Genomic DNA, 20,031 nt, shown 5'->3' with positions numbered 1-20,031 from the left:
GGCCGGACGGCCTTCGCGCATCTCGAGTTCTCAGACCTCGATCCGCGTGAGGTCCTCGCCGAGCACGACAGGACCCGCGTAGTCCCGCCTGACATCCGCGAGCAGCGCATTCAGCATGGAATCATCGGTGCGAGGCCGGTGATGAGTCAGCGCGAGCTTCTTGACGCCGGCCTTGGCCGCGACCTTGCCGACTGTATCGCCGCAGGCGATCGTGAATTTCGCAAGCCGGCGCAGGTGCTCGTTGTCGATCTCCGGCGTGGCGAGAAAGCAGCACTGGACCAGCAGATCGGCCCCCTCAGCCAGTCGTTCGAGACCGGGGCACGGCACCGTATCGCCGGAAATTGCGATGACCTTGCCTTCGGCCTCGAAGCGGTAGCCGAGGCACGTCCAGCGTGCGAGGAAGGCCGGCGACATGTCGAGGCCGTCGCCATGCGAGACGAGTTCGGCACTGATCTTCCAGCGCCCGGTGTCGAGAACGGGGCCCGGTATAATGTCGGTCGCGACGACAGGTTTCCAGCCGCCGAAGCTCGGCTCGCCCTGATCGCGCCAGGCGATGTCCTTGTCGTAGACCTGCGTGACCAGCGTATTGACGAGCCGTTCGGTATCCGGCGGTCCATAGATGCGCAGATCGTCCTTGCGCCCGTGCAGCCATGAATTGAGCATCACGTCGTAGAGGTCGCCGATGTGGTCGAAATGGTGATGGGTGAGAAAGACCGTGTTGATCGAGCCGAGCGGCACGCCGGCCTTGCTGAGCTGCACCATGACGCCGCGGCCTGCGTCGATCAGGATATTTTCTCCGCCGAGCCTGAGCAGCGTTGTCGTCGCCATGCGGCGCGGGTCCGGGCGCGGGCCGCCGGTGCCGAGCAGGATGACTTCCATGGCGCCACCTCCTGGGGCAGACTTTTCGGGCGTTACAGTAGATTTGAAGCGTTTGGCGAGGCAAGCGTCCGTGGGACGGCCGTCAGCCCCCACAACAACCGCTTGTGCGGGGCCCCCGAACACGATGCGCGGGACGAGAAGTGTGGGCCAATTCATACTTAATTCGGCCAGATCGTGACCAATGTTGTTTGGGCGCGATAACGCGCCTAGTGTTGCAGCAGGCAATTCGAGGGGGCTCGAACAGTCGTGAATGTACGTTCACAGGACGGCGCGCTCGGCGACCTGAGCATCCAGGCCAGTTCGCAAGCACACAGGACATCCAACATCGTGGCTGATTCCGCAGTTCAGGAATTGCGTGTCGCTGGCCGCGAGCGGCTGATCGTCGTCGAGGACGATCCGGTGACGCGGACGATGCTGGTCGGCTATTTCAGCGAGAACAATTTCGACGTGGTCGGCGCCGGCTCCTGCGCGGAATGCCGCCAGGCGCTGCGGACGCGGACCGATCTCGTCTTCCTCGACGTGCAGCTGCCCGACGGCGACGGTTTCGATCTCGCCAAGGAGATCCAGGCGACCAGCAACGCGGGCATCATCTTCGTGACCCGCCGCGACACCGACGTCGATCGCATCCTCGGCCTCGAGGTCGCGGGCGACCACTACGTCACCAAGCCGATCGATCTGCGCGATCTGCTCGCGCGCGCGCGAAGCGTGCTGCGGCGGCGCTCGATCGACCGCAAGGCGGCGCGCAACCACAATTCGATCGCCTTCGGCGACTGGATCATCGACCTGACGCGGCGCGAGCTGCTCGGCAGCGACGGCAAGCCGGTGGCGCTGACGCGCGCCGAATTCGACCTGCTCGCGGCGCTCGTCGGTGCCGACGGCAGGCCGCTTAGCCGCGACTATCTGATCGAGGTCGTCAGCAATCGCCAGGCCGAGGTCGACATCCGCACCGTCGATGCCTTGGTGGCGAGGCTGCGCCGCAAGCTCGTCGGCAGCGGCACGCCCGTCATCACCACGGTCACCGGCGTCGGCTAAAAGCTCGCGCTGAGCGAGCGGCTCTAGAAGCCGGGCGCAGCACGAAACGGTGCCGGCTGAGCCGTCGGGTTCAGCCACTGAAGCCGACCAGGAACCGAATGGCGAGAAAGGCCGACAGCGCCACGGCGCCGGTCGCGAAGATTGCAAACAAAACTCTCAAACTATTGTGCATGATCTCTATTCAGGTTCGGTTTCAAAGTCCGGTTTCAAAAATGTCGTTCGTCCAATCGCTGCTCGTCTCAAGGCAGGCGACTCTAATTCTATTGGCGTGATGCGACCCGTTTCCACTTGGCTTCGACGCGAGCCTTGATGATGCGGACCCGGGCTTCCTGTGCTGCCCAGTATGCCCTGCTCGCGACCGCCGTGCCTTGACCGTAACGTGCGTAAACGTCCTTCGGCTGTGCCGGTCTGTTTTGATTGTGCGCTGATTTCTGATTGTGCGCCGACTTCGAGACGGTGGGCGCCGGAGTTGGCGCCGGTGCCACATCTGGGACGGCGGCAGCCTGGTTTCCCACATTCGTCGAGTTCATGGCGACAAGACGATTGCGGGCGCGATTACAGTAGACCTGGGAGCGCGGCGTCATGGACTCCTCGTCATGACCGGCTCGATATTTCATCAGGGCGCGGCAAAGGTCCCCGCCTGCCAGGCGCCATGCGCGGCTCAGATAGAGAACGCCATAGTGGATGTTGATATCGGGCTCTGCGAGCTCTGCGTTATGTCCCCGAAATCCGAGCATCGCTGCCGTTTCGGGTCGAATTTGCATGAGGCCGATCTCGCCGACGGCGCCAATGGTGCCCGGATTGTATCCGCTTTCAACGAAGACGACGGCCTCCGCGATGTCGGCGGGCAGATCGGTCCTGGCCGTTTCTCTTTCGATAATTTTTCGAATCGCCGCCCGCGAGGCCGGCGTCTCTCCAGCGCCGAGATCTGCATCGTGACCGCCAGCCGCCAACGCCGGTTCCGCGGCGTTCAGAGCGCTGCCCTGAGCGTGCACGGAGGTGGATGCCAACCAAAGCACAGCGATCGCAACGTGTGTCCACGCCGCGCGGGCATTGATGTGTGTTCGATCCCGCAGCATGGACATGTATTATATCTTTCGAGTTAACAACCGATTTTCTGGCGGCCTGGCTCGGACGGCGCGACCGGCCAGCGGCGCAATGAAGCTATCGCGACCGCGAGCTCTGGTCGGTTGATGTGCTTGGCGCAGCCCCGGCCAATTTGTCGTCGACCGCATAGAGTGTGCAGGTGGGTGACCATTTTGTGCAGGCGCCAAGTGAATCGCGCTGGGCGTCGTCGGCGGTCGCGCGCCCCGTACGCCAGCCGTAACCGCCGTTCGGCGACACCGCAAAAGCCTTGTGCGGCATCGTGCTGGCGAGATAGCGCGCGAACTCGGCCCGCGCGGCCTCGCTGAGCTGGCCCGGCGGCGGCAGCGGATCGGGCGGGCTCAGGACGTCGTGGCCGAGACCTCGCTCGCGCAGGAAGGCGTCGAGATAGGGCGTCCATTGCGGACGGCTCACCACCGAATAGAGATAGTGGCCATCGTCGCCGTAAGGCGGCGCTGCGACGAATTTCGCGTTGCCGCCGCTGGCGCGAAATCCGTCATGGAGGCGGCGCGCGAGGTCGGGACCGAAGTACGAATCGTTGGCGGCGTAGACCCACAGCATCGGCGCGCGGGAGGTTTTGCCGAACGTGGCGAAGGCCTGCACCAGCCCGTTCGGATTGCAGACGTCGTCATCGTCGCGCGAGCCGCGCCCGCCGGCAAAGCTGATCGCGGCGGCGAGACCCGCTGGCGCCTGCGCGGTCAAGGCGACAGTGGCGAACCCGCCGGCGGAATGGCCGGCCGCGATCATGCCCGAGGTGGTGACGTCGGCCCTGCGCACCATCGCCTCGATCGCCGCGCGCAAATCCGCCACCGCGACCGCCGCCGCCGGCAGATAAGCGGCATTGGCGCAGCCGCCGACGCTGTCGACGCGCCCGCCGGGCGAGGTGCCGTAGCCGCGCCGCATCACGATCAGCGCGGCGAAACCGCGCCGGGCATATTCGAGAGCGATGCCGTAATATTTGTGCGCGGACATCGTCGCGCGATCGTCGAAACTGCGCGGCGAGCCGTGGCTGAGCAGCGCGAGCGGATAGCGCTTGGTCCCGGCTGGCCGGACCAGGAACGCCTCCAGGCCCTGCGGTCCGGCCTCGGCCATCGGGATACGCAAGTCCTCGGTGTAGAACTCCGCGGCCATTGCATCGGGCACGATGCCAGCCGTCGCAAACCAGGCCATCAGAACAACCAAGAGCCTCTGAAACAGCGTCATGCCCCGACTCGAAAAGCCCCGATCAAAAGACCATAGCATGATCCCAGGAACGGCCGCCCCATCGCGGGTGTTGTGCTCTTGGCGGGGGCTTGGCCGATGCTATGGTATCGCGCAATTCTACGACAGGACGAGGTATATCCAGTGGCTGATGTTCATCCCGCGGCGGGCAAGCAGGCCTCGCCGGACGCGCTCACCAACGTTCCGCGGCTGGTGACGGCCTATTTCGCCGGCAAGCCTGATGTCGCCGATCCCGCGCAGCGGGTGGCGTTCGGCACCTCCGGCCATCGCGGCACCTCGTTCAAAACCAGCTTCAACGAGGGCCATATCCTCGCGACGACGCAGGCAATCTGTGATTACCGACGTGAAAAGGGGCTGACCGGTCCGCTCTTTATCGGCATCGACACCCATGCGCTGGCCGAGCCGGCGCTGGTCAGCGCCGTCGAGGTGTTCGCGGCCAACGGCGTCGACATCATGATCGACAAGGACGGCGGCTACACGCCGACGCCGGTGATCTCGCATGCGATCCTGACCTACAACAAGGGCCGCACCTCCGGCCTTGCCGACGGCGTCGTCGTCACGCCTTCGCACAATCCGCCCGAGGACGGCGGCTACAAATACAATCCGCCGCATGGTGGACCGGCCGACACCGACGCGACCTCCGTGATCGAGAAGCGCGCCAATGCCTATCTCGCCGACGGCCTCAAAGGCGTGAACCGCATCGACTACGCCAGGGCACGCAAAGCCGCGAACGTCCACGCCTATGACTTCGTCACACCCTATGTCGCCGATCTCGGCAACGTGGTCGATCTCGACCTGGTCAAATCCGCCGGCGTGAATATCGGCATCGATCCGCTCGGCGGCGCCGCCGTGCATTACTGGCATCCGATCATCGAGCGCTACGGCCTGAAGGCAACCGTGGTGAACGAGGCGATCGACCCGACGTTCCGTTTTATGACGGTGGACTGGGACGGCAAGATCCGCATGGACTGTTCCTCGCCTTACGCGATGGCGAGCCTGATCGCGATGCGCGACCGCTTCGACGTCGCCTTCGCCAACGACACCGACGCCGACCGCCACGGCATCGTGACGCGCACCGGCGGCCTGATGAATCCGAACCATTATCTCGCGACCGCGATCTTCTATCTGTTCGCGCACCGCCCGAACTGGGGCAAGGGCGCCGCGATCGGCAAGACGGTGGTGTCGAGCTCGATCATCGACCGCGTCGCGAAAAAACTCGGCCGCAAGCTGGTCGAGACCCCGGTCGGCTTCAAATGGTTCGTCGACGGCCTGCTCACGGGCGGCTTCGGCTTCGGCGGCGAGGAGAGTGCAGGCGCCTCGTTCCTGCGTCGCGACGGCACGGTGTGGACCACCGACAAGGACGGCATCATCCTCGGCCTGCTCGCGGCCGAGATCATGGCAAAGACCGGCCGCGATCCGAGCCAGCTCTTCAACGATCTCACCGTCGAGTTCGGCGTGCCCCATTACGCGCGCATCGACGTCGCCGCCACCACGCCGCAGAAGAACATCCTGAAGTCCGTCACGCCCGAGCAGTTCGGCCTGAAGGATCTCGCCGGCGATCCCGTCCGCGCCACCCTGAGCAAGGCGTCCGGCAACGGCCAGCCGTTCGGCGGCATCAAGGTCGAGACCGATTTCGGCTGGTTCGCCGCAAGGCCGTCAGGCACCGAGGACGTCTACAAGATCTACGCGGAGAGTTTTCGCAGCCCCGAGCACCTGAAGGCGATTCAGCAGGAGGCTCAGACAGGGTTGGCGAAGGTGTTCGGGGCGTAGTCGTCGAGCCAAAGCGCCGCTGCCACTGCTCCCCCGGGGGGGACTCGCCGCATCAACAGGTGTCATCACCCGCGAAAGCGGGTGATCCAGTACGCCGTGGCGCCAGTTGAGTAAACCAACAACCGCCGCGGAGTACTGGATTCCCCGCTTTCGCGGGGAATGACAGCGGAACAGATTTGTATACACGATGCGAGATAAAGGTATTATAATACGCTCCCATCCGCCCTTGAACGGAATCGCTATTGTATACATAACGTATCCACAAGCCTTGGGAGTGAACCGGTGACAAAACCCTTCCCGATGAACGCCTGGTATGCCGCCGCCTGGGACGCCGATGTGAAGCCGGCACTGCTGCCGCGGACGATCTGCGGCAAGCACGTCGTGATGTACCGCAAGGCCGATGGTTCGGTGGCTGCGCTGGAGGATGCCTGCTGGCACCGCCTGGTGCCGCTGTCCAAGGGTAGGCTCGAAGGCGACACCGTCGTCTGCGGCTATCACGGCCTGAAGTACAACGCGCAAGGGCGCTGCACCTTCATGCCCTCGCAAGAGACCATCAACCCGTCGGCCTGCGTGCGCGCCTATCCGGTGGTCGAGCGTCATCGCTACATCTGGCTCTGGATGGGCGATCCCGCGCTGGCGGATCCTGCGCTGGTGCCCGACCTGCACTGGAATCACGACCCCGCCTGGGCCGGCGACGGCAAGACCATCCACGTCAATTGCGACTATCGCCTCGTGCTCGACAACCTCATGGACCTCACCCACGAGACCTTCGTGCACGGCTCTTCCATCGGCAACGAGGCGGTCGCGGAGGCGCCGTTCGACGTCACCCATGGCGAAAAGACGGTCACGGTGACGCGCTGGATGCGCGGCATCGAGGCGCCGCCGTTCTGGGCGAAACAACTCGGCAAGTCCGGCCTCGTCGACCGCTGGCAGATCATCCGTTTCGAAGCGCCCTGCACCATTGCCATCGACGTCGGCGTGGCCCCGACCGGCACCGGCGCGCCGGAAGGCGACCGCTCGCAGGGCGTCAACGGCTTCGTGCTCAACACCATCACGCCCGAGACCGAGAAGACCTGCCACTATTTCTGGGCCTTCGTGCGCAATTATCAGCTCGGTGAGCAGCGCATCACCACCGAGATCCGGGACGGCGTCTCCGGCATTTTCCACGAGGACGAGCTGATCCTCGAGGCGCAGCAGCGCGCGATGGACGAGAACCCGGATCGCATCTTCTACAATCTCAACATCGACGCCGGCGCGATGTGGACGCGCAAGCTGATCGACAAGATGGTGGCAAAGGAAAATCCGCCGCAGCATCTTCAGGCCGCGGAGTAAGCCGACATGGCCGAGCGCGAGGTCGACCGCTCCGTCTCGCAGACCGTGAAGGCGCAGCTCGCGCTGCGCGACCAGCTCCTGTCGGGCTCGTTGCGCCCGGGCGAGCGCATCTCCGAGCTCCAGGCGGTGGAGACCACCGGCGCCTCGCGCACCCCGGTGCGCATGGCGCTGGTGCGGCTGGAGGAGGAGGGCCTCTTGGAGGCGATTCCCTCCGGCGGCTTCATGGTGAAGGCGTTCTCCGAGCGCGACATCTCCGATTCCATCGAGCTGCGCGGCACGCTGGAAGGGCTCGCCGCGCGCTTTGCCGCCGAGCGCGGCGTCTCCGCGCGCGAGCTCGAGCCGCTGAAGGAGTGCCTCGCCGCGATCGACGAGTTGTTGCGCCAGGTGCCGATCTCGGTCGATGCGTTCTCGTCCTATGTCACGCTGAACGCGCGCTTCCACGCCCTGCTCACCGAATTGTCGCGTAGCCCGCCGCTGATCCGGCAGATCGACCGCGCCTCGTCGCTGCCGTTTGCGTCGCCGAGCGGTTTCGTGATGGCGCAGTCGGCGCTGCCCGAGGCACAGCAAATCCTGATCATCGGGCAGGAGCACCACCGCGTCGTGATCGACGCCATCGAGAACCGCGAAGGCGCCCGCGCCGAAGCGGTCATGCGCGAGCATGCGCGGCTCGCGGTGCGCAATTTGCGGCTCGCACTGCGCAACCGGACCCATCTCGACCTCTTGCCGGCGCTTGCGCTGATCAAGTCCGCAACCGATTGAGGGCAGTCACCATGCGCTTCATCGAAACCTGGATTCCGGCGACGCTCGTCTCGATGCGCGATCTCGCACCCGGCATCCGCGAATTCCTGATCCGGCCCGACCAGTTCGACGGCACGGCCTATCCGGTCGGCAGCCACATCAATATCAGCGTTACCATCGACGGGCAGCCCGAGACGCGGTCCTATTCGCTGGTCGGGGAAGCCTCGTCCCAGGGTCTAAGGATCGCCGTGCGCCGCGCCGAGGACTCGCGTGGCGGCTCGCGCTATATGTGGTCGTTACGGCCGGGCGCGCGGCTCGACATCACGACGCCCGCCTCGCTGCTCGCCGTCGATTGGGCACGCCAAAACTACTGCCTGATCGCCGGCGGCATCGGCATCACCCCGATCCTCGGTGCCGCGCAGGCGCTGGCCCGGCGCGGCACCGATGTCACGCTGCATTACGCGGTGCGCTCGCGCACCGAGGCCGCCTATCTCGACGATCTCGCCGCAACGCTGGGTGATCGCCTGGTCGTTCACGCCAGCGATGAGGGCAAGCGGCTCGATCTCGACGCCCTGTTCGCCTCGGTGCCCAAAGACACGCTGGCGCTGTTCTGCGGCCCGATGCGCATGCTGGATGCCGCGCGCCACGCCTGGATCGGCGCCGGCCATCCGCTTCCCGATCTCCGCTACGAGACTTTCGGCTCCAGCGGCACGCTGCCGACTGAGACATTTCGCGTGCGCCTGAAGGGCTCCGATGTCGAGCTGGAGATCCCGCGCGAGCGCTCGATGCTGGACGTGCTCAACGCCAGCGGCCACGACGTGATGTACGATTGCAAGCGGGGCGAATGCGGCCTCTGCGCCATCGACGTGGTCGCGATCGACGGCGAGATCGACCATCGCGACGTCTTCTTCAGCGACCATCAGAAGCAAAGCAACCAGAAGATCTGCGCCTGCGTTTCCCGCGCGCGGGGCACCATCACGGTGGACACGCTGCTGCGGGCGGATCCGGTCTGAGGTGAGGTCGTCATGCCCGGGCTTGTCCCGCCTGCGCGGTCGGAGCCGCTTCGGCGAGGCGAAGGCCCGGGCATCCACGTTCTTCGTGCGATGTCGTAGGTGTGGATGGACAGGCCCGGCCGTGACGCCGTGAATGCTTTGGTGGCTACGCCGCGTAGGTCGCCCGCAACTTCTTCGGATCAAGCAGCGCCAGAACGCCATCCGCCGACACCGGCCGGCTGATGAGATAACCCTGCACCTCGTCGCAACCGATCTGGCGCAGATATTCGAGCTGGTCGGCGGTCTCGACGCCTTCGGCGACCACGCCGATGCGCAGGTCGCGCGCGAGCCCAATCACCGATTTCACGATCGCGGCGCAGTCGGGCTGCACCAGCATGTCGCGGATGAAGGACTGGTCGATCTTGATGCGGCTGAACGGCAGCTTGCGCAGGTAAGTCAGCGAGGAGAAGCCGGTGCCGAAATCGTCGAGCGCCACGGTGACGCCGAGCTCCAGCAGCGCGTTCAGGACCGACGCGGCCGAGGCGTATTTCGACAGCAGCATCGATTCCGTGATCTCGATCTCGAGCCGGTGCGGGGCGATCTTCGCGTCCGCGAGCGCCTGCACGATGATCTGGAGGAGGCCGTTGTTGTGAAACTGCGCGGCCGAGAAATTTACGGCGACCCTGATCTCTTCGGGCCACTCGGCAACCGTCGCGCAGGCGCGGCGGACGACCCATTCGCCGATCTCGTGGATCAAGCCGGTTTGCTCGGCGATCGGTATGAATTCGCTCGGCGGCACCAGTCCGCGCTGGGGATGCTGCCAGCGCAGCAGTGCCTCGAAGCCGGTGATGCGGTTGCCGTCGAGGTCGAGGAACGGCTGGAACACCAGGAACAGCTCGTTCCTGGCGACGGCGCCTTCCAGATCCGATTGCAGCGCCTTGCGGTCGCGTGACGAGCGGTCGTCGGCTTCCTCGAAGAAACACACCGTGCCGGGTCCGGCCTTCTTGGCGCGGTAGAGCGCGGTGTCGGCGTTCTTCATGATGTCGAGTTGCGTGCTGCCGTCGCGCGGCGCCAGCACGATGCCGACGCTGGTCGCGCCGACGATCTGGCGACCCTCGATCTGGAACGGTTCGTCGAAGGCCGCGACGAAGCGCTCGGCGATCTCGAGCGCATCCTCCGGCCGCGCCCGATTGGCCATCACCAGCGCGAACTCGTCGCCGCCGATGCGTGCGACATGCTCGGCCGCGCGGGTGCAGCGTTGCAGGCGGCTCGCGATCTGGACCAGAAACTCGTCGCCGGCGGGATGGCCGAACTTGTCGTTGACCTCCTTGAAACGATCGAGATCGAGCAGAAGCACCGCGAATTCCTCGCCGGACAGAGCGAGCCGCTTCAAGGCTGCATCGAGCGTTTCGTTGAACGCGACGCGATTGGGCAGATGGGTCAGCGAGTCCTGCCGCACCGTACGCTCGGCCTCGATCTGCCGCATCACGCGCCGTGCGAACGCGATCGAATTGACGAACACGCTGCGCAGCAGCACTGATCCGTAGACGACCACCAGGAAAGCGATCAGCAGAAACGCCGGATCGCCATTCCTGCCGAGGCAGATCGCGATGCCAGCGAAGATCGGGGCCGTGAATGCGATCGCGGCGATCGGGATGGTGGCGAAGGCCAGCGCGCCCCCCGCCAGCATCCCCGAGCAAAGGCAGGTGATGACGAGCTGCCCGCCCGTTGAGGCATTGACGAAGAATGCGACCGGAACGGTGCCCCAGGCGGCGCCGAGGATGAAAGCATTGCGCACCAGCCGATGCATGGCCCGGCGCGAGACGAATTGCGGTTTGGTGATGCGGCGCGCGGCATGGGATTGCAGGCCGAACGCGATCGCGGCGCCCGCCACGATGGCGGCCCAGATCAAGGCCAGCTTCAAGTCCGGCGAATGCCACAGCGCGACGACGAGTACCCCGGCGTTGCAGGCATTGGCCAGCATGATGCCGACCGAATAGCCGAGCACCAGCGACATCTGTTCGGCGCGGATATGGCCGGCGACGGCTTCGTCGGTTACGGGACCGCCAAAGGCCGACAGATCGCCGGCGAACAGCCGCGCGAAATAGCTGGTCGTTTGAGTCCGCATTCCAGAGCCTAGCAGCATGGGCCGCTTGTCCGGCCCGGTCAGGAGAATTCGCTGCAAACCTTTGACGAACTATGAATTATCCAAACTTGCGACGATTGCTCTGACCACTTCTGCGTGTTCGCGATATTGTATCGATAACAAATCGATACAAATGCGGCGCCTCGCGTTACGGCTGTGACGGGAGGCTATGTTCGCTACCAATTCCGCTGTCATGCCTCGCCTTGTGCGCACTTGCGCACTGGGGCGGGGCATCCAGTACGCCGCGGCCTATCGGATCAATCACGCCTGTCTCGGAGTACTGGATCGCCCGGTCAAGCCGGGCGATGACAGTTGTGCTTCAGGCATCACCGCCCCAACTGCTTCGGATCGTAATAGAACCGCTCTTCGATCAACTGATCGCCCCGCCAGGTCTGCCATGCGATCTCATCCAACGTTCGGATGATGCCTTCGGCATTGGTGAAGCTGAATCTCCAGCGCGTCGCGACATGATCCCCTTCGATCAGGCTCGGCCCAATGCGCACCGCCTTGACCTCCTTGAAGGCTGCCAGCACGCCGCGCTCCTTGGCGGCGAGCTTGTCGCGTCCGACCACGGGATCGCCCTGGTTTTCATAGGTGGCGGCGTCCGGCGTGTAGTAGTCGAGGATCGCCCCGACGAAATCCCCGTCCTCCAATCGTTTGGCAAAAGCTTCGACGACATCACGGCTCGGCATGGTGCACCTCACGAATAAAACCGACTGTTGGTCGGTAAATACCGACCGACGGTCGAAAAGTCAACTGGCTGTCCTCGTCCATTTCGACTACAGCAGACCCATGGCGAAACAGGCGGAGCGGCGGGCTGCGACATCGGAGGCGATCCTGACGGCGGCGCGCCGCCTGTTCGGGACGCAAGGCTTTGTCGCGACGACGATGGACGAGATCGCCGAAGCCGCCCACGTCGCCAAGGGCGCGGTGTATCATCACTTCAAGACCAAGGAGGCGGTGTTCGAAGCGGTGTTCAATGAGGTCTCGCGCGACCTCGTCGCCGAAATCGACAGCACGGCCCGTGCCGAGAAGGACGTGCTTGCCGCGATGGTCGCCGGCACCCAGCATTATTTCGCCGCGACCGCGAAGGGCCCGACCGGCCAGATCATCCTGCGCGACGGCCCGGCCGTGCTCGGCTGGGAGCGCTGGCGCGAGATCGACGCCAAACATTTCGGCGGCAAGCTGCCGCGCGCGATTGCGGCGGCGATGGAGGCCGGCCTGATCGCGCGGCAGCCGGTCGAGCCGCTGGCCCGGCTGCTGCTCGGCGCGGTAACGGAGGCCGCCGTCGCCTGCGCCGGACGCGCCGATATCGCAAGGGCGGGTGCGGAATATGCCCGTGCGTTCAGGTCGCTGGTCGAGGCGCTGCGCGTGGCTGCATGATCGTGCTAAGTGATGATTGGAAACGCCCGTCAACAAAAAGAACAGTAGCGCATGAACGCAACTTCCTCCCTGACACCCTCCGACCCTGAATTCGACTACATCATCGTCGGTGCCGGCTCTGCCGGCTGTGTGCTCGCCAACCGGCTGTCGGCCAACGGCAAGCACAGCGTGCTGCTGCTCGAGGCAGGCCCGAAGGATTCCAACATCTGGATCCACGTGCCGCTCGGCTACGGCAAGCTGTTCAAGGAAAAGACCGTCAACTGGATGTACCAGACCGAACCGGAGCCTGAGCTGAAGGGCCGTCAGGTGTTCCAGCCGCGCGGCAAGACGCTGGGCGGATCGAGCTCGATCAACGGCCTGCTCTATGTCCGCGGTCAGCACGAGGATTACGACAGATGGCGTCAGCGCGGCAACGCCGGCTGGGGCTATGACGACGTGCTGCCCTATTTCAAGAAGGCCGAGAACCAGTCGCGCGGCGCCGATCAATACCACGGCAGCGGCGGCCCGCTGCCGGTCTCCAACATGGTGGTGACCGACCCGCTGTCGAAGGCCTTCATCGATGCCGCGGTCGAGACCGGTCTGCCCTACAATCCTGATTTCAACGGCGCCACCCAGGAAGGCGTCGGCCTGTTCCAGACCACGACGCGCAACGGCCGCCGCGCCTCGACGGCGGTGGCCTATCTCGGCCCCGCCAAGGCCCGTCGCAATCTCAAGATCGAAACTGGCGCGCTTGGCCAGCGCGTGCTGTTCGAGGGCCGCCGCGCGATCGGCGTTGAATACCGTCAGGGCGCCACATTGCGCCGCGCCCGTGCGCGCAAGGAGGTCGTGCTGTCGAGCGGCGCCTACAACTCGCCGCAGCTGCTCCAGCTCTCCGGCGTCGGACCCGCCGACCTCCTGCGCAAGCACGGCATCGACGTCGTGCTGGACGCGCCGGGCGTCGGGCACGATCTCCAGGACCACATGCAGGTCCGCATCGTGATGCGCTGCTCGCAGAAGATCACGCTGAACGACACCGTCAATCATCCGCTCCGCCGCACCATGGCTGGCGCGCGCTATGCGCTGTTCCGCAAAGGCTGGCTGACGATCGCGGCCGGCACGGCGGGCGCGTTCTTCAAGACCAGTCCGCGGCTGGCCTCGCCCGACATCCAGGTCCACTTCCTGCCGTTCTCGACCGACAAGATGGGCGAGAAGCTGCACGATTTCTCCGGCTTCACGGCGTCGGTGTGCCAGCTCCGTCCCGAAAGCCGCGGGTCCTTGCGCATCAAGAGCGCCGACCCGACAGTGCCGCCGGAGATCCGCATCAACTACATGTCGACCGAGACCGACCGCACCACCAACGTGGAAGGCCTGAAGATCCTGCGCAAGATATTGCATGCACCGGCGCTGAAGCCGTTCGTGGTCGACGAGTACGATCCCGGAGCGAAGGTGTCCACGGATGCCGAGCTGCTGGACTATTGCCGTGAGCGGGGCAGCACCATCTACCATCCAACCTCGACCTGTCGTATGGGCAATGATGCGCTCGCGGTGGTCGATCAGCGGCTGAAGGTGAGGGGCCTCGAAGACCTCCGAATCGTCGACGGTTCGATCATGCCCGATCTCGTGTCGGGGAACACCAACGCGCCGATCATCATGATCGCCGAAAAGGCCTCCGACATGATATTGGAGGATGCGCGGTAAACTCGCGTCTTGAGAGGATTTGGGCTTGGCTACGCGATTCAAGATCGGCACACGCAAGAGCGCGATGGCGCTGGCACAGACGGAAGAGATCGCGCGCCGCCTGACCGCCGCCATGCCCGATCTCGACGTCGAGATCGTCAAGTTCGACACCACGGGCGATCTCGACCAGACCAGTAAGCTGTTGCCCCATGGCGGCAAGGGCGGTGCCTTCGTGGCGCAGATCCGCGCCGCGGTGCTGTCGGGCGAACTCCACGCGGCGATGCATTCGCTGAAGGACATGCCCGGCAACGAAGACACGCCCGGCCTCGTGATCGGCGCCACGCTCTCGCGCGATCCTCCCAACGACGCGCTGGTGCTGCGTGACGGCGTGACGCTGGAGGCGTTGCGCCAATCTCGTGGCAAGGGTTTCAAGATCGGCACCAACGCCGTCCGCCGCGCCGCCTATGCGCGGCGGTTGTTTCCGGACGTGGAGATCATCCACTTCCGCGGCGCCGCGGACACGCGCGTGCGAAAACTCGACAATGGCGAGAAGCAGCGCCTGCCGGATGGCGGCGCGGTGGGGCCTGCGGATGCGCTCATCATGGCGCGGTCCGGCCTCGACCGCGTCGGCCTTTCACAGCGCATCGCCTACGAGTTTACCGCAGCCGAGATGCTGCCGGCAGCGGGGCAGGGCATCGTCGCCGTCGAATGCGCCGCGCAGGACTGGCAGACGCGTCGCGTCCTCGCATCGATCGACGATCCCGCTGCCCACGCCTGCGCCGATGCAGAGCGCGAGGTGCTGTGGGTGCTGAACGGCCATTGCAATTCGCCGGTGGCGGGCTTTTCGACCATTGCGGGTGATCAGATGTCGCTCACCGCGTCCGTGCTCGATCTCTCCGGCAACACCATCATCGAAGCCTTGCGTTCGGGCCCCGCCAATCGCCCACGCGAACTCGGCCGTGCGGTGGGACTGGATCTGCTGGCCAAGGGCGCCGCGGAGATCATCGAGCGCAGCCGGCCGCGCTAAGTCGGCCGCGAGGCGGGGGTCGGTGGGATGATGGCATCATGCGCCTGTTTTGCCCGACGGGTCAAATGTTGGCGCGCTCTGATGCGATCACGGCGCACCTGATTTCAGTCCGCCCTAAGTCATTGATCGGGCGTGGCCTCTCTACTGTGCATGGAGTTGTTTTCGCGTTTTTTTGTTTTTCCGCTCCCCAGGCGCAAAATAAATCAGCCCCGAACCCGCTTCAGCATCTGCTCGACATGGGCGATCGGCGTCTCCGGCTGGATGCCGTGGCCGAGATTGAAGATGAACCGCCCTTGCGCGAAATTCGCCAGCGTATCGTCGATCGCGCGGTCGAGCGCGGCGCCGCCTGTGATCAGCACCAGCGGATCGAGATTGCCCTGAACCGCAACCTTGCTCTGCACGCGCTCGCGGATGAAGGCCGGCTCCGCGGTCCAGTCGATGCTGACGGCGTTGACGCCGGTCGCCTCGACGAACCCGGGCAGTTGCGCACCGGCACCGCGCGGAAAGCCGATGATCTTGGCGTCCGGCACCTTGGCGCGCACGCCTTCGACGATGCGCCGGGTCGGCTCGATCGACCATCGCGCGAACTCGGAGGGTGGCAGCACGCCGGCCCAGGTGTCGAAGATCTGCAAGGCGCTGGCGCCGGCCGCAAGCTGCGCCAGCAGATATTCGATCGAGTTCTCGATCAGCACGTCGATGATCTCGGCGAACGCCTCCGGATGCCGGTAGGCCATCATCCGCGCCGGGGCCTGGTCGGGCGTACCCTGGCCGGCGACCATGTAGGTCGCCACCGTCCACGGAGCGCCGCAGAAGCCGATCAGCGCGATCTTGGGATCGAGCGCGCTGCGCACGATCTTGAGGGCCTCGAACACCGGCGCGAGCTTGCCGAAATCGGCGTGCTTCGCCAGTGTTGCGACCTTGGCGGGATCATCCAGCGGTTCGAGCCGCGGACCCTCGCCGACCTCGACGCGCACGGAACGTCCGAGCGCATAGGGGATCACCAGGATGTCGGAGAAGATGATCGCCGCATCGAAGCCGAACCTCCGGATCGGTTGCAGCGTCACCTCGGCGGCAAGCTCCGGGTTGAAGCAGAGATCGAGAAAGCCGCCGGCCTTGGCGCGCACCTCGCGATATTCGGGCAAGTAACGGCCGGCCTGCCGCATCATCCAGATCGGCGGAACGACCTGCCGCGGGCCGGAGAGGACGTCGATGAATGGTTTGGTCGCAGACTGGGGCACGAACGGTCCTGAAGATGGTTAGGGCTCCTGATACACCGCCACGGCCCGAAGCGGAACAGGGGAACCAAGCGCAATTGGGCCGCGTTGACCAGCCAACGGAGGACGAGACCATGGCTGAGACATTCAACCCCGCGCCGCATGACAAGCACGCCGACGATCTGCACGAAGCGCTCGCCGCCGACCGCCACGCCAAGCTCGACGCCGGTCTGAAAGATACCTTCCCGGCGTCCGACCCCGTGAGCGCCGCCCAGCCGACGCCCTCGAAGGCCGATGCGGAGGCCGACAATCCCTCGCTCTGGGACAAGGTTAAGGCGATCTTCAGCTAAGGCGGAGAGCGCCGGATTCCGATAGGTTTGCTAATGCCTTGTTAGCGATGCGCTGATTCCGGCGTCCGTACGACTACGGAAAGCCGGGGACATCACTGCATATTTCTCCCGGTGTTTCAGAGTTCAATAACAGAAGCAGCAGAGTTTCCGGGCATCGGAGAATTCTGCTGCATGAGTGCTGTGACCCAAAGAGCCGGATGGAGCCGCCTGCCGCTGCGGGCGGCTGCGTTCGTCGCGCTGACCTGCGTGGCCATCCTCGGCGTCAGCGGCTGGCGGGAATGGGCGGCCCGCGACGCGGTGCTCAAGGGCGCCGAGGCAGAAATGGCGAACGTTGCGCGCTCGCTGACGCAACATGCCGAGGACAGCCTCGATCTCCTGGATTCAGGCGTCGTCGGCGTCGTCAGCCGGCTGGAGATGGACGGCAGTGAGCCGGCCACGATCGCCAAGCTCCGAAACCTGCTGGAGGCGCGAAAGAAGGCGATAGAGCGCATCCATAGCCTCGCCATCATCGACGAGCGCGGCAACTGGTTGACCTCGCCTGGCACGATCGGCTCGACGCTCAATGACGACGCGTTCTTCCGCTATCACCAGCTCTCGCCGAAACGGGAACCCCATGTCGGCCGCCCCGTGAAGAGCCTGCTCGACGGCGAGTGGGTCGTCACCCTGTCGCGCCGTTTCAACAAGCTGGACGGCAGCTTCGGCGGCGTGGTGCTCGCGACCATCAGCTCGGGATATCTCTCGCATTTCTACGAACAGTTCGAGATCGGCCGCAACAGCTCGGTGGCGCTGACGCACGGCGACGGCCTGATCATCGCGCGTAACCCCAGCAACGACAGGTTCGTCGGTCGCAGCGTTGCCGATACGCCGCTGTTCCGCGATACCGCCTTGCAGCGGCCGGGCGGCGCCTACCATTTCAAGTCGCCGCTCGACGGTGCCGACCGGGTCAGCTTCTTCAAGCGCTCCGGCCGTTATCCGCTGGTCCTGCTCGCCACCGTCGACAAGGCCGAATTGCTGGCGCCCTGGCGTGCTGCGGCGATCTCCCGCATGCTCTACGTGCTCGCGCTGGTCATGCTGATCGCGATCATCGGTGCGGTGTTGGTGCGGCAGCTGCAACGGGGCCAGAGTATGGCGGCCGCGCTGGTCGAGAAGGAAGCGCATTTCCGGCTGCTTGCCGAAGGCTCCAGTGACATGGTGACCCGTATCGGGCTCGACGAGCGGCTGCGCTATGTCTCGCCGTCATCGATCGGCGTCGTTGGCTGGCGCGCCAATCAACTGATCGGTACCCTCGCGCTGGCCGGCATTCACCCGGACGACCGGCCGCAGGTCCAGGCCCTCGTCGACGCCATGAAGCGCGGCGATGCGGAGGAGGCGCGGGTCACCTATCGCAATGTGCACCGGCAGAACTCGGAAGTCTGGCTCGAATCGACCATGCGGGTGACCCGCAAGGAGAATGGCCGCGTCGACGGCGTGGTCGCGATCTCGCGCGACATCACCGAGCAGAAGAAGCTCGAGACCCGGCTCGAAACGCTCGCGATCGAAGACAGCCTCACCGGGCTTGCCAATCGCCGCCGCTTCGATGAACGATTGAAGGAGGAGTGGGCGCGTGCCTATCGCGAGCGCTCCAGCCTCTCTTTGCTGATGATCGACGTCGACCACTTCAAGTCTTACAACGACGACTACGGCCATCCCGCGGGCGATGCCTGCCTCCGGCAGGTGGCCCAGATCATCGCTGCTGAGGCGCAGCGTTCCGGCGATCTTGCGGCGCGTTACGGCGGCGAGGAGTTCGCCATGTTGTTGCCGAACACCGACGCTGCGGGCTGCGCCCTGATCGGCGACCGGATTCGACGGGCGATCCGTGATGCGGGCCTGGTCCACACCAGCAACCATGTGGCTGGCTGCGTCACCGCTTCGCTCGGCGGTGCTGCGTGCCGGCCGGCGCTGGAGCGCACGGCCGGCGTCACCTCGCTGGTCGAGGCCGCCGACCAGGCGCTCTATGCCGCCAAGGAGGCCGGGCGCAACCGGCTGATGATGTCGGGCGAGGTGAGTAACCTTCTTCTCAAGGCGTCCGGTCAGTAAGCCCGCTCAATAATGCGGCGGACGCTCATTGGCGGCTCCCGGCGCATTCGCCTCGGCCTCCTGCAGCCGCTCGCCGAGCTCTGCGATTCTCCGCGTCAGCGCGTCGATCTGCTTCCACTGCGCGGTGATGGTCTGGTTCAGCGTCTCAATCGCGTCGTCCTGATAGGCGAGGCGGGTCTCCAGCGTGTCGATGCGCTCGCCGAGCGTCTTGATCTCATTCGTCACGTGCCGCGTCCTTGTCCCGTTCGCGCAATCCAAATTCTTGCAAACCAAGTTGTTGCAAACCGTGGCCGAGCGCGACACGCTCATCGAACACGAAGCATTCGCCGCGCCAGCGACTCTGAGCCTCCGGCACCTCTTCCAGATATTTGAGAATGCCGCCCTTGAGGTGATAGACCTCGGCAAAGCCGCGCGCGAGCAGGTGTGCGCTCGCCTTCTCGCAGCGGATGCCGCCGGTGCAGAACATCGCGATTCTGCGGTGTCTGGCGGGATCGAGCTGCTCGGCCGCAAAATCTTTGAACTGGCCAAAGCTCCTGATGCCGGGGTCGAGCGCGCCCTCGAACGTCCCCATCGCCACCTCGAAGGCGTTCCTGGTGTCGAGCACCAGCGTATCCGGCGCTTCGATGAGCGCGTTCCATTCGGCCGCATCGACATAGGTGCCGACCTGCCGCGTCGGGTCGGCGCTTTCGTCGCCGAGCGTGACGATCTCCTTCTTCAACCGCACCTTGAGCCGGCCGAATGGCATCGTCTCGGCGGTCGAGAACTTCAATTCGAGATTGTTCAACCTGCCGCCGAACATGTCGCCGTGAGCGAGCTCTTGGGTGAGCGCGTCGATGGCCTCGCCCGCGCCCGCGACCGTGCCGTTGATGCCCTCCTGCGCGAGCAGCACGCTGCCCTTTAGCTCCAGGCCGGCGCAGAACGCGCGCAGTGGCTCGCGCAGCTCGCGGTAATCGGGCAGCGCGGCGAATTGGTAGAAGGCGGCGACCTTGTAAATCATGGCGCCCGTTTAGCAGGCGGGGCTCGCCCGGAAAACCCGCATCGAGCAGCTCTATTCCCGGCGGATGGCAGCCATTTCCCTGGCATGCCAGCATTGCCCCGGCCGGCCGGAATG

General features: G+C 65.1%; 18 protein-coding genes. 10 read left to right on the top strand and 8 right to left on the bottom strand.

Translation table 11 applies throughout. The features are described 5' to 3' along the window. Window positions 1-30: 30 nt before the first annotated feature. Window positions 31-879, bottom strand: a complete 849-nt coding sequence (locus tag IVB54_RS29890) for an MBL fold metallo-hydrolase (protein WP_247776576.1) — start codon at window positions 877-879, stop codon at window positions 31-33. 246 nt (window positions 880-1,125) lie between these two features. On the opposite strand from IVB54_RS29890, the gene IVB54_RS29885 reads away from it, so the two are divergent. Then, a complete protein-coding gene (locus tag IVB54_RS29885) occupies window positions 1,126-1,911 on the top strand; it encodes a response regulator transcription factor (RefSeq protein ID WP_247776575.1) in 786 nt (261 codons plus the stop codon). Window positions 1,912-2,171: 260 nt separating this feature from the next. Here IVB54_RS29885 and IVB54_RS29880 read toward each other — a convergent pair whose 3' ends face one another. Continuing rightward, a complete protein-coding gene (locus tag IVB54_RS29880) occupies window positions 2,172-2,990 on the bottom strand; it encodes a transglycosylase SLT domain-containing protein (protein ID WP_039799270.1) in 819 nt (272 codons plus the stop codon). 85 nt (window positions 2,991-3,075) lie between these two features. Then, entirely contained in the window at window positions 3,076-4,218 is a 1,143-nt protein-coding gene (locus tag IVB54_RS29875) for an alpha/beta hydrolase (protein WP_085357448.1), read from the bottom strand. A 141-nt stretch (window positions 4,219-4,359) separates the two neighbouring features. On the opposite strand from IVB54_RS29875, the gene pgm reads away from it, so the two are divergent. The 4 genes from pgm (at window position 4,360) to IVB54_RS29855 (ending at window position 9,089) form a co-directional block, all read left to right on the top strand. Next, entirely contained in the window at window positions 4,360-6,006 is a 1,647-nt protein-coding gene (pgm, locus tag IVB54_RS29870; protein ID WP_018455025.1) for a phosphoglucomutase (alpha-D-glucose-1,6-bisphosphate-dependent), read from the top strand. 282 nt (window positions 6,007-6,288) lie between these two features. Further along, entirely contained in the window at window positions 6,289-7,338 is a 1,050-nt protein-coding gene (locus IVB54_RS29865; RefSeq protein ID WP_026232861.1) for an aromatic ring-hydroxylating dioxygenase subunit alpha, read from the top strand. Between the two features lie 6 nt (window positions 7,339-7,344). Next, on the top strand, window positions 7,345-8,097 hold the full coding sequence (locus IVB54_RS29860; RefSeq protein WP_007595257.1) for a GntR family transcriptional regulator: 753 nt from the start codon (window positions 7,345-7,347) through the stop codon (window positions 8,095-8,097). Window positions 8,098-8,108: 11 nt separating this feature from the next. Then, window positions 8,109-9,089: a PDR/VanB family oxidoreductase gene (locus IVB54_RS29855; protein WP_085349959.1), complete on the top strand. Its 981-nt coding sequence runs from the start codon at window positions 8,109-8,111 to the stop codon at window positions 9,087-9,089. Between the two features lie 145 nt (window positions 9,090-9,234). On the opposite strand, the gene IVB54_RS29850 is transcribed toward IVB54_RS29855, so the two are convergent. Together IVB54_RS29850 and IVB54_RS29845 are read right to left on the bottom strand one after the other, a co-directional pair. Continuing rightward, on the bottom strand, window positions 9,235-11,196 hold the full coding sequence (locus IVB54_RS29850; RefSeq protein ID WP_018455022.1) for an EAL domain-containing protein: 1,962 nt from the start codon (window positions 11,194-11,196) through the stop codon (window positions 9,235-9,237). Window positions 11,197-11,540: 344 nt separating this feature from the next. Beyond that, entirely contained in the window at window positions 11,541-11,906 is a 366-nt protein-coding gene (locus IVB54_RS29845; protein ID WP_018455021.1) for a nuclear transport factor 2 family protein, read from the bottom strand. A gap of 100 nt (window positions 11,907-12,006) precedes the next feature. Between IVB54_RS29845 and IVB54_RS29840 the strand changes: the two genes are divergently transcribed. Genes IVB54_RS29840 through hemC form a run of 3 tightly spaced genes read left to right on the top strand, consistent with a single transcriptional unit; the run spans window position 12,007 to window position 15,280 of the window. Continuing rightward, the gene (locus tag IVB54_RS29840; protein WP_018455020.1) at window positions 12,007-12,597 is read left to right on the top strand and encodes a TetR/AcrR family transcriptional regulator; all 591 of its coding nucleotides are present in this window, start codon (window positions 12,007-12,009) and stop codon (window positions 12,595-12,597) included. Window positions 12,598-12,648: 51 nt separating this feature from the next. After that, window positions 12,649-14,274, top strand: coding sequence for a choline dehydrogenase (locus IVB54_RS29835; RefSeq protein ID WP_018455019.1), 1,626 nt, complete (start codon window positions 12,649-12,651; stop codon window positions 14,272-14,274). A 25-nt stretch (window positions 14,275-14,299) separates the two neighbouring features. After that, entirely contained in the window at window positions 14,300-15,280 is a 981-nt protein-coding gene (gene hemC / locus IVB54_RS29830) for a hydroxymethylbilane synthase (RefSeq protein ID WP_018455018.1), read from the top strand. A 203-nt stretch (window positions 15,281-15,483) separates the two neighbouring features. Here hemC and hemE read toward each other — a convergent pair whose 3' ends face one another. Then, window positions 15,484-16,518: a uroporphyrinogen decarboxylase gene (gene hemE / locus IVB54_RS29825; RefSeq protein WP_247776574.1), complete on the bottom strand. Its 1,035-nt coding sequence runs from the start codon at window positions 16,516-16,518 to the stop codon at window positions 15,484-15,486. A 110-nt stretch (window positions 16,519-16,628) separates the two neighbouring features. On the opposite strand from hemE, the gene IVB54_RS29820 reads away from it, so the two are divergent. Beyond that, the gene (locus IVB54_RS29820; RefSeq protein ID WP_007595236.1) at window positions 16,629-16,844 is read left to right on the top strand and encodes a hypothetical protein; all 216 of its coding nucleotides are present in this window, start codon (window positions 16,629-16,631) and stop codon (window positions 16,842-16,844) included. Window positions 16,845-17,015: 171 nt separating this feature from the next. Further along, window positions 17,016-18,920, top strand: a complete 1,905-nt coding sequence (locus IVB54_RS29815; RefSeq protein ID WP_018455016.1) for a diguanylate cyclase — start codon at window positions 17,016-17,018, stop codon at window positions 18,918-18,920. A gap of 6 nt (window positions 18,921-18,926) precedes the next feature. On the opposite strand, the gene IVB54_RS29810 is transcribed toward IVB54_RS29815, so the two are convergent. After that, on the bottom strand, window positions 18,927-19,145 hold the full coding sequence (locus tag IVB54_RS29810) for a SlyX family protein (RefSeq protein WP_007606917.1): 219 nt from the start codon (window positions 19,143-19,145) through the stop codon (window positions 18,927-18,929). Next, entirely contained in the window at window positions 19,135-19,917 is a 783-nt protein-coding gene (locus IVB54_RS29805; protein WP_018455015.1) for a rhodanese-related sulfurtransferase, read from the bottom strand. The genes IVB54_RS29810 and IVB54_RS29805 overlap by 11 nt, the downstream gene beginning before the upstream one ends. Window positions 19,918-20,031: the final 114 nt, after the last annotated feature.

The sequence above is a fragment of the Bradyrhizobium sp. CW1 genome (assembly GCF_023100665.1).
GTDB lineage: Bacteria > Pseudomonadota > Alphaproteobacteria > Rhizobiales > Xanthobacteraceae > Bradyrhizobium > Bradyrhizobium canariense_D.
Note: the sequence above shows the minus strand (reverse complement) of the source record. Positions and strands in the feature narration are given on the sequence as shown.